The 14,777-nt window shown below is 40.9% G+C and carries 11 protein-coding genes and 2 pseudogenes; all 13 read right to left on the bottom strand.

What is annotated here, in order from left to right:
- Positions 1-13 precede the first annotated feature (13 nt).
- Positions 14-1,762, bottom strand: coding sequence for a response regulator (locus HCZ11_RS16600; RefSeq protein WP_167658991.1), 1,749 nt, complete (start codon positions 1,760-1,762; stop codon positions 14-16).
- A gap of 97 nt (positions 1,763-1,859) precedes the next feature.
- Positions 1,860-4,196: a fatty acid cis/trans isomerase gene (locus HCZ11_RS16595; protein WP_130049890.1), complete on the bottom strand. Its 2,337-nt coding sequence runs from the start codon at positions 4,194-4,196 to the stop codon at positions 1,860-1,862.
- Positions 4,193-4,573: a hypothetical protein gene (locus HCZ11_RS16590; protein ID WP_130049891.1), complete on the bottom strand. Its 381-nt coding sequence runs from the start codon at positions 4,571-4,573 to the stop codon at positions 4,193-4,195. Before HCZ11_RS16590 ends, HCZ11_RS16595 begins: the two co-directional genes overlap by 4 nt.
- Positions 4,574-4,711: 138 nt before the next feature.
- Positions 4,712-5,377, bottom strand: a complete 666-nt coding sequence (locus tag HCZ11_RS16585; protein ID WP_167658989.1) for an SDR family oxidoreductase — start codon at positions 5,375-5,377, stop codon at positions 4,712-4,714.
- 117 nt (positions 5,378-5,494) lie between these two features.
- Positions 5,495-6,289: a VOC family protein gene (locus tag HCZ11_RS16580; protein ID WP_167658987.1), complete on the bottom strand. Its 795-nt coding sequence runs from the start codon at positions 6,287-6,289 to the stop codon at positions 5,495-5,497.
- A gap of 185 nt (positions 6,290-6,474) precedes the next feature.
- The gene (locus tag HCZ11_RS16575; RefSeq protein ID WP_167658985.1) at positions 6,475-7,191 is read right to left on the bottom strand and encodes a hypothetical protein; all 717 of its coding nucleotides are present in this window, start codon (positions 7,189-7,191) and stop codon (positions 6,475-6,477) included.
- A gap of 73 nt (positions 7,192-7,264) precedes the next feature.
- Positions 7,265-9,061, bottom strand: a complete 1,797-nt coding sequence (locus tag HCZ11_RS16570; RefSeq protein ID WP_167658984.1) for an alkaline phosphatase — start codon at positions 9,059-9,061, stop codon at positions 7,265-7,267.
- Between the two features lie 11 nt (positions 9,062-9,072).
- Entirely contained in the window at positions 9,073-10,662 is a 1,590-nt protein-coding gene (locus HCZ11_RS16565; protein WP_167658982.1) for an alkaline phosphatase, read from the bottom strand.
- A gap of 656 nt (positions 10,663-11,318) precedes the next feature.
- A complete protein-coding gene (locus HCZ11_RS16560) occupies positions 11,319-12,476 on the bottom strand; it encodes a beta family protein (protein WP_217702838.1) in 1,158 nt (385 codons plus the stop codon).
- On the bottom strand, positions 12,477-13,703 hold the full coding sequence (locus tag HCZ11_RS16555) for an ImmA/IrrE family metallo-endopeptidase (protein ID WP_167658980.1): 1,227 nt from the start codon (positions 13,701-13,703) through the stop codon (positions 12,477-12,479).
- On the bottom strand, positions 13,700-14,017 hold the full coding sequence (locus tag HCZ11_RS16550; RefSeq protein WP_167658978.1) for a type II toxin-antitoxin system HigB family toxin: 318 nt from the start codon (positions 14,015-14,017) through the stop codon (positions 13,700-13,702). The genes HCZ11_RS16555 and HCZ11_RS16550 overlap by 4 nt, the downstream gene beginning before the upstream one ends.
- A 417-nt stretch (positions 14,018-14,434) precedes the next feature.
- A pseudogene (locus HCZ11_RS16545) lies at positions 14,435-14,521 on the bottom strand (elongation factor Tu); the annotation flags it as partial.
- A gap of 121 nt (positions 14,522-14,642) precedes the next feature.
- A pseudogene (gene tuf, locus HCZ11_RS16540) lies at positions 14,643-14,777 on the bottom strand (elongation factor Tu); the annotation flags it as partial.

The following is a 14,777-nucleotide window of genomic DNA, read 5'->3' as shown; positions in this document are numbered from 1 at the left end:
TTTAATACTTAGGTTATCCCTGTGAGCTCTCAGTAAATAAAATGCTGAGAGCTTTTTGCACCGAATCTAGGGTGATAGGTTTGTATACGTGCAGGTTTGCCCCAAGCTCATACACTCGTTGCAAATCATCATTTGATGTATTGGCAGTTACCACCAAAATAGGCACCTGCTGGCCCTGCTCATTGCGAATAATATCAATTGCTTTAAAGCCATCCATAACCGGCATATTCAAATCCATAAAGATTAAATCATAGTGCTTATCTGACGTTTTATCTGTGGCGATTAAACCATTTTCAGCCACATCAAAACTGTAATTTAAATGACTTACTATACGTCCTAAAATAGTGGCATTAAGTGGGTTATCTTCGACGATTAAACAATGTAAAGATTGCGGAAGTGACTCAGGCATTGCAGGTGTGGTTGCACACTCTAGCTCTAAATTCACCACCACCTTCGCACCTTGTGGCTCGGCATTAAGAAATTGGATCTCTCCCTTTAATGCTTTGACAATGTGCATAACCCGTAGCACCCCAGTTTTTAACCCTTGGAAATGTTGTTCAAAGTCATTTTCGTAACTGAGTAAGTCTGTCGGCGGTTTTTCAAAGCCTTTACCGTTATCTTGTATTTCCATTACAAAGTACCGCTCACCCTGACACGCTGCTGTTACGGCAATACGGCCTTGGCTTGGAGTAAATTTAACGGCATTATTAATAATTTCAGCAACGATTTGAGTCAGCCTAGCATGGTCAGTGATTACCTCTTTATTGAGTGACTCAGCTAAATTCACGCTCAAGGTAATACCTTTATCATTACAGGCATATCCAAACGGTGAGATAGCTTGCTTTAATGTTGATAACAAATTGCTGCTAGTAAAGCTTAACTGCCATTCTCCCGAGGTAAGCTGATGTAAGTCATTTAACTCATCTAGCATTGCCACCAACCTGTTAACGCAATAAAGCGCCTGCTGTTTAGTTAGCTGCTGACTGTCGCTAATATCAAGGGCTTCGATTGATGCAGTTAATCCTTGCAATGGTGTTCTAAACTCGTGACTGGTGCGGGCAATAAAACGCTCTTTATTTTTATTTACACGCTCAGCAAACTCTTTTTGCTCCTTGTACTTAGCAATGTTGTTAGTGATCAGTTTCTCCATAGGTTTAAAAATGAAAAATAGCTCAGCGACTAATAACGCTATGGTTGTGAGCCAAAACAACAACTCTAAAACCGCCAAAAATGTCACTTTTTGAACTGATTTTTGCTCAAGTAATTTAACCGCTTGGTCCAGTTTAGTTAGCAGCGCCTCAAGCTGGTTGCTAACAAATGTTGGGCGATCCACATAGCCAAAACCATCGGTATTGTTGAGTAATAGCTGCGCTTTACTAACATAACGCTTCACGTGCTCATCTAATGCAGTAGGCGGCGAGAAGTAATGAGCCTCAAGCGCCTCATTCAAATGAATATAGTGACCTTGCTCATCTTGCTGAATTAAAAATTGATGCCCTGCAATGAACTGCTCAACGGATTGTTGCAATAGCCTTCGGTGTTGCTGTTGAAAATGTTCGGATTCAAGATTGGTAAGTGCATTGCCATACAAGGCTATTTTTTGTGACAGCATGCGTTGCTTACCGGCAATATTAATGACTTTGGCATCACCCTTTTGGATATACAAAAGGCTCTGTATCAAGATAGCTGATACAGAGATCAATATAGCAATCGCCAATAATCCCCAGCGATATCGTTTTCTAATATCTATGATTAGCTGCAACGTGCTTTACTCATTATTTTTTTTAAAATAATTGTAGTTCATAGAATACAAGAAAGCCCACTTGAAGTGGGCTTTAAAGATGACACTCAACAGAAGTTTATCTATTTTCCAATCGATTATAATCAAACAAACCAAACTCGACGCCACGATATTCTTTTGCTACACGGTGTAAAATATCACTATATTGCCAAAACTGCGGATGCGTACGGCGAATTGCAAACTCGCTTTTCAGATCTCTGTAGGCTGCTTCATCTGTTGCTTTTGCAAGCCCAGCTGCAAATGCAGCAATCTGCTGTTCGTTGTGTAGATACCAAATTGCTTCTGGGTAATCACCTATAAATCCAGGCACAATCGTCACTGTATCTTCATCATAAGCACGCTGACCCTCTTCGTTCAGTAAGCTTGAAATATTGTAATGAGCATTATGGTGGATCAGGGTGTATGCCTTATGTTTATCATCGCTACCTTTGACTAACACAAATGAAATTTGCGGCAGCAAGTTAACGGCTTTAACCGGAAGATCGTTAATTTTAGCCAATGGTTCAGGCACTTTGGTATAGTCATAGCGAGGGCTCAAAATGGGCTTCAGTTTATCTTTAAGCATATTGAACAACTCAGATTGAGGGTCCTTGGTTTTGTATTCAATGCCTGTAGGTTGACTAAATGACAATTCATCTTCAAAGAAGCTCGTTAAGCTAGGTGGTGATTTACGATACCACTGGGCTTTAATTTCTTTACGCTTAGCTTCTGGTAACAAGGCAAGGTAGTTTGCTTCACCCTCTAAACGTAAAAAGTCCATATACAAGCGAGTTAACAACTGATGACCAATGTTGCCATACACATCAAAGCCCGCCACCAGCAGGTAGTGAATACGTTCAAATAATGCGTAGTCAAGTATCCAAGCGGTCTTTGGTTGCTGGCCAATCCAGCCCTTAACAACCGTGGCGCTATCAAAATGACGAAACACCGTAAGTGCTGCATTTTGGTTATGACCATCACCTTGCCAAAGTAAATCTGTTGTTAGGTGCTGACCGTTCTCAAACATTTTATTTGCCAGTGCAACTTTAGCAGACAAATATTTGTTTTGGCGTTTTGAATACTTCACCCAACTAGAAATCGGCAAGGCATTACTTTCTTCTTCAGCTGGTAATGCTAAGGCATCTTCATGTTGTAACAACAATTCACCCACTTTTGGTGTCGCCGCCATTTCAGGTTTCGCAAAGCCAACCCAGAACTGATCGTTAATCACGTTTAACGCAATTTGACCACGACAAACAGGCCCTTTAATAAAGCCCATAATAATCAGCTCAGCTTCATCAAGCATAAATTGATAGCGTGAGTTTACTGGGATTGCAGCAAACGCTTTAAATGGGTTTGATGCGACTTCTGGTTTATAGCTTGGTAGTTTATTTACTTGGTAATCAGCCTCAATAAATTGCGAGTTTATGCGCGCTAGCTTTTCGTCATTTAATGCTAAAGGTAAATGTGTTTTCGCTAAGATAGTCGAACGGTCATGCATCAATCGGTAGTAAACTCGCTCAACCTTAGGATCTTCATAAGGGCGACGTGTACTAATATATTTAATCTCTTCACCCGGCGGAGTCGAAGAACGTACTAGCTTAAAATAACTGTGTTTATCGCCATGCTCAGGGAAGTAAATATGTGCTAAATACCAGTGCTCATAGATATAGCGAGCCGCTAGTTGATGCTTTAAACCATCTTGGTTTAAGAAAGCTTCCCAGCGTTCGACTTGTTTTAGCACTCCTTCTTCAGGAGGCTCAATATGAGCAAGGTAACCGCCCTTTTTAAGCCATTTAGCAAGGTGCTGAAATTCTTCGCTTGAGATACCAGGCAAACCATAAGGCATACCACTGTGAGGATTATCCTTAGCAAATGAGTCAAACTCGTTCATCGTGGTACATGTTTGTTCACGATCGAGTGAAAAATCAAACTCATCGCCTAAAATAGCTTGCTTAGGCAGTGGGCTGCTTTGCTTAAGCACTAAAGCATTGTAAAGCACACTTCCAGCAAGATTAGCTTCTTCTGTTTGTGCACGCTCATTTAGTACTGGGGTAAAACCTTTTTCACGCCACTGAGCGGTACTTGTCGCATCAAATAGTAAGCGGCTTGGCTCTTGCGCTAATAACCGAGTACCATCATAGACAAGCTCTTTACTTAAACCTCGGTCAATTCCTTCAACTGAAGATAATTTAAGCTGACAAGGTGCGTCATAACAGCCGTGACAAACAACACAACGAGTATCGAGAACAGGTTTTACATCGTTTAAAAACTCTGCCCCCTCTAAAGTTGATGCGGCAACAACACGCTCTCTTGGCTGCTCTTCACCAAACAGTTCATCGTAATGAGCTGCACCTAGATAAGCACAGCCACTTAATAAAATGAGGCCAAATACGGTCGTGAGGAGTTTTCTCATCCTTCCTCCTCGATATCTTCAACGTCATCACCTAAATCAAAGGTCGGCATCATATCAACTTGAGGCGACACAAAGGTTTGGTCATTGTCGCAGCTAAGCATAGCGCTTAATAGTGGCCCACGAACTAAAGTCAGTTGCGCATCGTGCTCGCCATCATTCAATGCTTGATAGTCATCATTTAACACTTCAAGACGGTATTCATTAATAGCAATTGCGACACTGCTATCAACAGCTGGGTTTTGGCAAAGCTGTGCGAGTAACTCTTCGCTTAGCGTTACATGCAATAGTAAATCTGGAGACTCGATGTCACGGCTATGAAGATTTTCATCGAAATAAAAAAGAGGAAGGGTTAAATCGCTATTTTGCTCTAATTCCATGTGCTGCTCTCTACATCAAAATGACTTTTAATTGTACGAGTATAGCAAACTATAAGTTCAATAATTAGCGAAACTTATCAGCCGTTAGCAGCTTTTTAGCTGCTAACTAGCCGAGTTATAAAAACCTAGAAAAAAGAATTACCAAGGTAGCGTTTCGCCGTTTGAATGCCAAAACCCACCTGTGTTGCTAAGATTTAATTCATCAATCCGTTTGATGAGCCGCTCTGCAGCAGTTTCAGGGCTGATATCTCCTGCAAAATTAACCATTTGCGTTTGTACAAAGCCCGGATGGAATAACCCTACGGCAATTTTTTTATCTTTTAACTCATGGGCTAAACTAACACTAGCTGCATTAAGCGCGGCTTTTGACATACGATAGCCGATGTAACCGCCCGAGCCATTATCAGCAATTGAACCCATGCGCGATGTGATCATCGCCACTTTTGCATCAATACCTAAGTTTTGCTGTAACGCATGAGTAATACGAATAGGCGCGATACTGTTCACACTTATTTGCTTTTCGATGGCAGCAAAGTCCATGTCAGCTAAAGTTTCGTTATGAAAAATACCGGCGTTATTAATCAAAATATCAATTTTGTCGCCGTGTAAGTAATTGGCAAGTGTTGCAACATCACCGGCGTTAGATACATCAATGTCGCTAATAACTTTCACATCGAGTGCTTGGAGCTCTTCGCTTGGCGTGCGAACCACTGCAGTAACACGGTAACCTTGGGCTGAATACTGTTTACAAAAATTAAGGCCAATACCTTTATTGGCCCCTGTAACCACCACATGCTTAGTCATCAATCTGCTCCTTAGTTGGGTTTTCTATATCCAAACCACCTCAAGGTGCGAGTTTCAACATCTTGAGGTGGCTTGGGTATATATATACCTTGGGACAGATTAACAAAAACCAAGATGTTAAGTTAATTCATCAATGGTTGATTTAAGAATTGAAAATACAGCCCCTTGTGGATCGGTAATAACACTAAAGCGCCCAACATCTGGGATGTCTGTCGCTGGCACACAAATAACCCCATTAAGCTGCGTTGCTTTGGCAACCGCCTGATCGCAATCTGCTACGGCAAAATACGGCATCCAATGGGGTGGAATGTCATCTGGCCATTCATTGGTCATTTCAAGCATGCCTGCTATCGGTTGCTCATCAATGGTGAATAAGATGTAGTCCATGCCCTCCATGGGTTTCACCTCAAACTGCCATCCAAATAACTGACAATAAAAGTCGCGACTTTTTTGCATGTCTTTCGACACAAGTTCAAACCAGTAAGACAGGTTAAGCTCTTGCACTCGTTTAGCCCCGATATGCTCACCAGCTTGCCACAAGGCAAATGTTGCACCGCCTGGCTCTTGTAGCATCACCATGCGACCTGCTTTCATTACATCATGCGGCCCTGCCAAAACAGTTGCACCTAATGATTTTGCCCGCTCTGTGCTTTGATCAACATCATCAACAGCAATGTACAATAACCAATGGGTTGGCATCTCGCTCATACTTGCTGGCAGTTGATACATAGCGGCAATATCATCACCTTGCTTTTGCAGCATGGTGTAAAACATATCTTCGCCTATTGGTTGGTCGTCAAAATCCCAATCAAATAATTGCGTATAAAATTGCTTCGCAGCTAGCCAGTCTTTCGCGCATAACTCTGCCCAGCAGAAAGTACCTGCGGGGTGTTTTGTATTTATTTTTGTCATGGCTGTTCCTCCTTGGTTAAACTTAAGCAACAATCGCAAAATTTACCAATCAAACCAGACAATAATTGCAACACTTCGTTGAAGCACATAATTTTATCTTAGCTGAAAAGGGCAATGAGTAGCGCTAGCAACGCTGAGTTGCAGATACAAAAATGCCGCTAAAAAAGCGGCATTGCGATATTTAATTAGTGATGATGCCCATGATCACCTTTTAGCTGATTACCTTGCGCATCATAAAATCCGCTTGCACCATGCTCAACAAACCCTAAGTTGATCATTTTAGCTAAAAACGGGTCGCTTTCATTATCACCGATATCTGCGTAATCGGTCGTTTGATAGTTATCCCATTTCGCAAATTCTACCTGCACTTTTTGCTGATTGTGATGGCTGGCTGTTAAAACAATTTCACGGCTATAGCTGGGTGTTGAAATACGAATTGCTTTGAGTAACTTTTGATTGGCAAGCCAGCTTAACTCTATTTTGCTATCACCCTGCTGTTGTGTGTAATAATCCGTTAGCTCACAGCCTTCTCCTGCGCTTTTTTGGTGCGTCATAGAGGCTAGGAATTTATCGCTTACTAGCTGATATTTGCTACTCCAATCTTGTTCACCTTGCACTTCCGATGGTTGATATTCAATACCACGCTGCGCATTCTGAAAATAACGAATTGGGCGAATTTGTTGATTGCGCAACTGCTGCCATAGCTCAATAAACTGTGGATTCTGCTTAGCCACCTGATGAGGCGTACGCCAAAGGGTAAAGGTGTTTTCAGTATGCTGCTTATTAGCAACTATATCTGTTGTGACTTTATAGTCTGCTTGCGTAAAACCGGTGTTCATATCGCATTGCCCTGCAACAGCAAGTGGGCTAAGTAATGAGGCAAGTAAGATGGCTGCTTTCACGGGATTCTCTTTTTATCTTGGTTTACTTTATAACTAATTGAGTAAGGGAGGCTTAGAGCCTCCCAAGCACTCATTATTGTGCTAATTTAGCATCGGCTTGTTTAACAAGGTCAGCGGCATAATCCATAACATGGAAAATAAGGCTTTGCTCATTAGTACCTGTTACTAAATGTGCACCTGGGCCTACTGCATACACACCAACATCTTCTGCTGCATGTGTTTCTGAGCCTAGTGGTACAACAGCTTCTTGATGGAAGCCTGGTGTTGTTGTGTCAACATCAGTTAAATCAACACGCTCTGTTACTGGCGCAAAGTTATAACCTGCATCAGCATCAGTCTCATCGCCTAAATCTCGGAAGCCGCCACCATTGGTATAACCAACCGTTGTGTATGGCATATTGTCTGCAGCAAGTGATGGCTCATCACTACCCACTGGTACTACTTTACCTAAAATTGGGTTACCACGTTTTGGATAGCCTGCAATGGTAAATACGTGGCTGTGGTCAGCAGTTACGATGATTAGTGTGTCTTCAATGCTAGTCTTATCAAGGGCAACTTGCACAGCTTTTGACAACTCAACAGTGTCGCTCAATGCGTTATAGGCATTACCTGCGTGGTGGGCATGATCAATACGTCCCGCTTCAACTGTTAACATAAAGCCATTTGCATTGTTATCTAAAATATCAATTGCCTTTGCGGTCATTTCAGAAAGTGACGGCTCACCCGCTACGTCATTCGAGCGGTCTGCTTCGTATTGCATGTGTGATTCATTGAATAAACCAAATAGGCGCTCTGTTGTATCTGCATCGATTGCATCAAAACCAGCTTGGTCCATCACATATTGACCTGCAGGGTATTTAGCTTTCCATTCAGCTGTTAGGTCACGACCATCTGTACGGTCACCTTCTACTGAGCTCACAGCATCAGCAGAATTAAAAGCTGCGTCTTTCGGTAAGAAATGACGACGACCGCCGCCCATGACAACTTCTAAACCATCAACATCTAGGCCTTCGTAGCGTGCTTCTAGGTTTGCTTCAAAGTTAACTAATTGCGATGCAATATCTTCACAGCCAGCGGTGACTGCAGCTTCTGGCATATCTGATACGTCTTCCCAGTTACGGTCAGCCGATTTAGCATATGTTGCTGCAGGCGTTGCGTGAGTGATCCGCGCTGTAGAAACAATACCTGTCGACTTACCTGCAATCTCAGCAAGCTCAGTGGCTGTTACTAGCTCATTACCTGCAACCGTTGCACAGTTACCGCGCTCGATGTCTTCATCAACACCAATAACGCCAGCATCCGTTTTTACGCCCGATGCCATTGCTGTCATCGTACCCGCTGAATCAGGTGTTTGCGCATCTACGTTATAAGTTTTAGCAAAACCTGAGAATGGTAGTGTTTCAAAGCTAAGCTGATGCTCTTCACCTAGCTTCCCTTCTAGCTGACCCGCCATGATACGTGCAGCAGTGACCGTTGAAATACCCATGCCGTCACCCACGAATAGGATCACGTTTTTCGCTTTACCTGACTCTTTTACAACTGCAGCAATGTTTTCTTCGCTGTTAGCGACTTTAACTTGTGCTGACTTAAACCACTCATTATCAGTCAACGGCGCTAATTGCGATGCTGTTAACGACGTTGCCGGTGCATTACATACAACGCTTGTATCCGTTACTTCTGCTGAGTCTAGCTCACCATTATCATTGCTATCTGCACCTGTTAGGGTTGCTGTACCACCGTTTACGCACTGCTCAGAACCAACAGCTAATGTATTTTCAACGGTTAATGTTTTTGGTGAGTTGTCATTGTCATCAGAACAACCCGATAATGCCACTACTACAGCAAGAGAAATTAAATTTAGTTTTTTCATCGTCGTCGCCATTATTCTTCAATTAGTTCTAGAGCTTGGTTAATGATGTGGAAAATTACGTTTTGCTCCACAACGCCTTGTGCTAATTGCGCACCTGGACCTTTTGCATGAAGTGAAATATCTTCACCCGCATGAGTTTCAGAACCTAATGGCACAGTGGCTTCTTGGTGATAACCAGGTGTCGTTGTATCAACCCCCGTTAAATCAACACGACCAGCCAATGCTGCTTCGTTATAAGATACATCTGCATCTGTCTCATCGCCTAAATCACGGAAACCTAAACCATTTGCATAACCCACTGTAGTGTAAGGCATACCATCAGCAGCAAGGCTTGGCTCTTCGCTACCTATTGCAACTACTTGGCCTAAGATAGGGTTACCGCGCTTTGGATAACCTGCGATAGTAAATACATGACTGTGGTCAGCGGTAACAAGGATAAGAGTTTCTTCTGGATTGGTGTTTTCTACAGCTGTTTGCACAGCTTTGGCAAATTCAACAGTATCGTTTAGCGCGTTGTAAGCATTACCCGCATGGTGAGCATGATCAATACGCCCAGATTCAACGGTTAAGAAAAAGCCTTTTTCATTGCTCTTTAAGATATCAATCGCTTTACCCGTCATTTCAGATAATGACGGCTCACCCGCAACATCGTTAGCGCGGTCAGCTTCATATTGCATGTGTGACTCATTGAACAATGCGAATACACGTTTTGTATCGGCATTAAGCGTATCAAAGCCTGCTTGGTCCATCACGTACTTGCCATCAGGGTACATTTCTTGCCATTCAGCAGTTAGATCACGCTCATCCGTACGGTCACCTTCCACTTCACTGACTGCATCAGCTGAGTTGAATGCTGCGTCTTTCGGTAAAAAGTGACGACGACCACCGCCCATCACCACCTCAAGACCATCAACGTCGGTTCCTACGAAGCGTGCTTCAAGGTTCTTCTCGAAATTAACGAGTTGCGATGCAATGTCTTCACAGCCAGCTTCTACGGCATCAGCTGGCATGTCTGATACATCTTCCCAGTTACGATCGGCTGATTTTGCATACGTTGCTGCAGGTGTTGCGTGTGTAATGCGCGCTGTTGAAATAACGCCTGTTGCTAGACCTTTGATTTCCGCAAGCTCTGTAGCAGTAATTAATTCGTTACCCGCAACTGTTGCACACTTGCCACGCTCGATATTTTCGTTTACACCAATTACACCAACATCAGTTTTAACGCCTGAAATAATTGCTGTCATTGTGCCTGCTGAGTCAGGTGTTTGCGCATCAACGTTATACGTTTTGATTTGCGCAGAGTAAGGAAACTCCTCAAAGCTTAATAAGCCTTCTTCGCCCGACTTACCTTCCATTTGACCCGCCATGATACGCGATGCAGTAAGCGTTGAAATACCCATACCATCACCAACAAATAGAATGACATTTTTAGCTTTAAACGTTTGCTCAGCCTGAGCCGCCGCTTCTTTTTCTGTTAATTTTATTTCAGCAGCACTATACCAATCATTTTGTTTTTGACTGTCTGGTAACACACCTGCATTGGCCGTGGCTGACAATGCCAACGTTAAACCAATTGCAGTAGCAATTTTATTAATTTTCATCGTTACGTTCCGTTAGTACATTATTTTAAGAATTTGAGTGCTAACTAAGCTGCACTTGGATAATTAGCGCTGTAATACTAAGAACGCATTGTTACTAAAAAAGTGACTTTTCATGACGAAATGGTGAAACAGAACAAGCAGTGCAAGAAGGCAAGTATTTAGTTTTAGGGGAAATAATAGGGCTAGTTGCTAGGTGTGAGTTGCGAGGGTAAAGGTTCTAGATTAAGTCTTAGATATGATTTTGACCATGAAACATTTCATAATGGTTTGGGTTCATACTTCTGATATCTAATCTATCAGACCCGAATAAAGTAGGCACGCAATTTAATTTATTTGCATCAGGCTTTATATTATTGAGTTCAATATTTTCCCGCTAAGTTGTAATATTTTTGACCCTGTAACTTAATCATATTGAAAAATTGCTGATAAGCTTTCCTTGCTTAACAATTTCTCTTGATAAAAATATCAGATTAATAGAAACCACAATAATCAGTAAGTTTATGACTACTGACGAAAAGGCTAGCAAATTTGCGAGCAGCTATTGAATAAGCATATTTCCATGATATTTATAGTACCCCGTAAGATTTCGGTAAAATATTTATGAAACTTGATACTTATTACCAGCCATCTTGCTCTAGCCTATCTAGCTAAATGGTTTAGATAGATAAGTTGCTTGTTTGAGCTAAACTATATTCAAACTCTCGAACCTCGCTAGTTACAAAAGTAATGTGGTGAGATGTATCTATTGAAACCCAGTTTGTAGTACTTCCTACAAAGACTTTACCATTAATTTCTCCATAATTTGCGCATGTTTCTATCATGAAATCACCCCAGCTGAAACTAGAGCCTTGAAAATGTCCTGACCTCAATAGTTTTAGACATAACCCATGCATTTGACCACCTTTTTCAAGTTGCCTTCTCGAATACCCTCTAACTACAAAGTAGCTATCCGATATTGTATATCTGATCTTACCATTCGCATCTGGTGCAATAATATCATCGCCAACATTTGGATTTGCAATCCCATAATCGCCGAACACTAAATTTACTGATGGGTTAAAACTCTTAACCGTTTTCCATACTTTATACTCTTTTCTGATCACCACTCCTGTTGAGTTAATTGCTGAAACCATACCATTTATGTCAGATGTAATTGAGCAACCAGCAATAGATAGATACTTGAAGTTATAATCTTTTAAAATATCAATAGCTTCACTTACTTGCGATTCCATATCTATTATTGAATAAGTTGAAACATCACCAAAATCAAGCAAAACTGAACACTGCCTAGTATCTAGCCCCATCGAATCTATGATATCTTCCAAATTTTCTTCAAATAAACCATCTTCGACCATATCTTCAAAAGCGTATGAGTCTAATCTGAGAATAAAACTTGATGTACTTCGAGCTAGCAATTTAAGTACTGTTGAATATTCATCATCTTCCCAGCGGTCATAACCGATCACAGGAATAACATTCTTACCTAGTGTATTTAGTGTGCTGGTAAAAACAGACAATATGTGTTCACCATTTTCAATGGTTGAATTTGGTGCCCAAGAGTGAATATCAACTCCTAAAGAATTGACACCAACATTAGCAGAAAGATTGGATGCACATTCATTAATAAAGGTCTCATAAGGATTGTCCAGTTCAGAATATTTTCTGTTTTTGAGCTTACTTTCTGTCAGTTTCGGGAGTTCAAAAATAGGTAGTGTGTTCACTCTTACAACTTCAGACAAACTCTTAAAAGCATCAAATTCACCTTTTTTAGCCTTCAATATAGGTACGTACTTAGGAATCATATTATTCACCATTTACCATTCTTTAGAAGGAAAGTGTTTTCTAACTTCCCCGTAACCAACTAAATCAGAAAACTGGTTGTATTTTCCAGATTCCCGTCTCAACCTACCCGCAATTATTGCTGGGTGAATGTTTAATTCTTTGGAAAGCTTATCAATTGTAATTTTGCTAGGGTTTAAGTATGCATCGCTTCTCTTCCAAACGATTCTTGGAATAAATGTGTCCCTTGCTATCCTATTAGCCTCTGCTTCAAGCTTATCTTTGCTGTCCTTATAGTTTTCTAGATCATCAACAAATGTTTTCTCGAGATCTACATGCTTCCAAATATGTACAACTTCATGTAAAAGCGTAAACCAGAAGTTATCTAGCCGATCCTGCCGCAAAGACAAGCCAATAATAGGGCGACCATCACTATCTTTAAGGGCTGCACCATCAACAGATGTCCCTTGAAGAGCTGGTTCAATAACAACACAAATACCATGCCGCTCTAAAAACTCGACAGCTAGTAGAGGCCCATATTCAGACCAGCTGCACTGTGCCAACTCTCTTAGAAATTCTTTACCGATTAAACTAGGATCGAAAACATTATCTAATTGCTTTCCCCTTGCTCGCTGAATTACACATGCAACCCAAGCGTATAACTTGTAATGAGTTATTGGCGAATATGCATCTCCAGATAAAGTTCTCTTAAATGATGCTGTTGCAGTAGTTTCACCTAAACTACTAATAAATTCCTTAACTTGTTGCTCAACACTTTGTTTTGACTTTTGACCAAAATCAGCAATCCATCCTCTTGACAGCATTTCTTTTATAGGAAACTTTGACCAATTGATCTCTTTTTTAACGATTTTGTCCGTATAATTAGCTTCACTTTCTAACCCCAGTAACGTCTGAGGTGCTATACCTAAACCAACTGAAAGAGCTTTAATCATTGGCACTGTAAGAGGTCGCTTACCTGATAAAACTTCTGAAACTCGACTTTTTGTTCCAAAATAAGGAGCCAAATCTACTTGTTTTAGGCCTTTCTCAGCCATTCTGAACTTTATTGCTTCTATAGGGTCAACAGGCTCGATTGCATAATTAGTTGATTCATAATTCTCGATTAAAATGGTCAATAACTCCAAACGCTCAGCCTCTTCAGAGCCAGGAATTAAACGCTGAATTATCAGCCCTTCTACTTCAGATAAGTATTCCTTATATTGCTCTTGCGTCCTAATTACTTTTGGTTGTGGTTTGTTCATTTGTCTACCACTTCACGAATCACAGCAATACCTCCAATAAAACAAAAAGTAACCTCAATGCTAATTTGGTCATTACCAAAAATAGGAAATGCATAAGAGTTGAGTTGCGATAATAAACTCACTCTTGGGAATGCATTGATTAAATCAGCTTCAGATCTCCAATTAGCATTGCTTAACTCTGCAACCCATGCCGAGAGCCATATATCAATATCATTATTGACATTTCTAATAGCGCTGAGCTTATCTTTTCCAACTAACCGCATTAAAAGTTCTCCAATTGGGAATATTATCAAACAAAAAGACTTTAAAGTCAATAAAATTCCCAAATGTGGAATATTCGTGACCTGCCTCTACCTTTTATATGGAGACTATTAGGTCAAATACCAAGCAAAATATAATTTAAAGCTCTGTAAATTATGGCTATTATTACTTTCTAAAATAACCAACAAGCTATATAAGGTATCGTTGTTCTTGACAGGCTTAACCTTTAGTCAACACAATCCTTGCATTTTTTAATGTAATTGTTATTAATGGTTTAGAGTTAAAGGCTTTTGTTAATAACCATATTATTATTTATTGAAAAAGTATTTTCTTGCAGTCTTTAAACTGGTATTTGATCATTCATTATCCTTTTTTCTAGATTACTTAAAGCTTTAAGCTTTTCTTCACCCATAAAAAACCCGAGACTAAGCTCGGGTTTTTCTTAATGCTTGATGCATTACTATAGTTGATTACTCAACGATAGTTGCAACAACACCAGCTCCAACTGTACGACCACCTTCACGGATAGCGAAGCGTAAACCTTCGTCCATTGGGAGTTTGAAGGCGGCAGATTAGTCTTTCACTCTAAGCTACTAAAAGCTTCCAGCTTTCTTACAGGCATTAAAAAAGGCCGCCTAGGCGACCTTTTTATAAGCTGTGAAGCTCTATCTGTTGATATTACTCAACGATAGTTGCAACAACACCAGCACCAACTGTACGGCCACCTTCACGGATTGCGAAGCGTAAACCTTCGTCCATCGCGATTGGGCAGATTAGTTCTACAGTCATCTTGATGTTATCACCAGGCATTAC

This window comes from Pseudoalteromonas sp. HF66, assembly GCF_011806445.1.
GTDB classification, from domain to species: Bacteria; Pseudomonadota; Gammaproteobacteria; order Enterobacterales; family Alteromonadaceae; genus Pseudoalteromonas; species Pseudoalteromonas apostichopi.
Note: the sequence above shows the minus strand (reverse complement) of the source record. Positions and strands in the feature narration are given on the sequence as shown.

What these genes read in the sequence shown, in the direction of transcription:
- HCZ11_RS16595 (WP_130049890.1), bottom strand. Translation starts at nt 4,196, where the DNA reads ATGAGAAAACTCCTCACGACCGTATTTGGCCTCATTTTATTAAGTGGC.
- HCZ11_RS16590 (WP_130049891.1), bottom strand. Translation starts at nt 4,573, where the DNA reads ATGGAATTAGAGCAAAATAGCGATTTAACCCTTCCTCTTTTTTATTTC.
- HCZ11_RS16585 (WP_167658989.1), bottom strand. Translation starts at nt 5,377, where the DNA reads ATGACTAAGCATGTGGTGGTTACAGGGGCCAATAAAGGTATTGGCCTT.
- HCZ11_RS16580 (WP_167658987.1), bottom strand. Translation starts at nt 6,289, where the DNA reads ATGACAAAAATAAATACAAAACACCCCGCAGGTACTTTCTGCTGGGCA.
- HCZ11_RS16570 (WP_167658984.1), bottom strand. Translation starts at nt 9,061, where the DNA reads ATGAAAAAACTAAATTTAATTTCTCTTGCTGTAGTAGTGGCATTATCG.
- HCZ11_RS16565 (WP_167658982.1), bottom strand. Translation starts at nt 10,662, where the DNA reads ATGAAAATTAATAAAATTGCTACTGCAATTGGTTTAACGTTGGCATTG.
- HCZ11_RS16560 (WP_217702838.1), bottom strand. Translation starts at nt 12,476, where the DNA reads ATGGTGAATAATATGATTCCTAAGTACGTACCTATATTGAAGGCTAAA.
- HCZ11_RS16555 (WP_167658980.1), bottom strand. Translation starts at nt 13,703, where the DNA reads ATGAACAAACCACAACCAAAAGTAATTAGGACGCAAGAGCAATATAAG.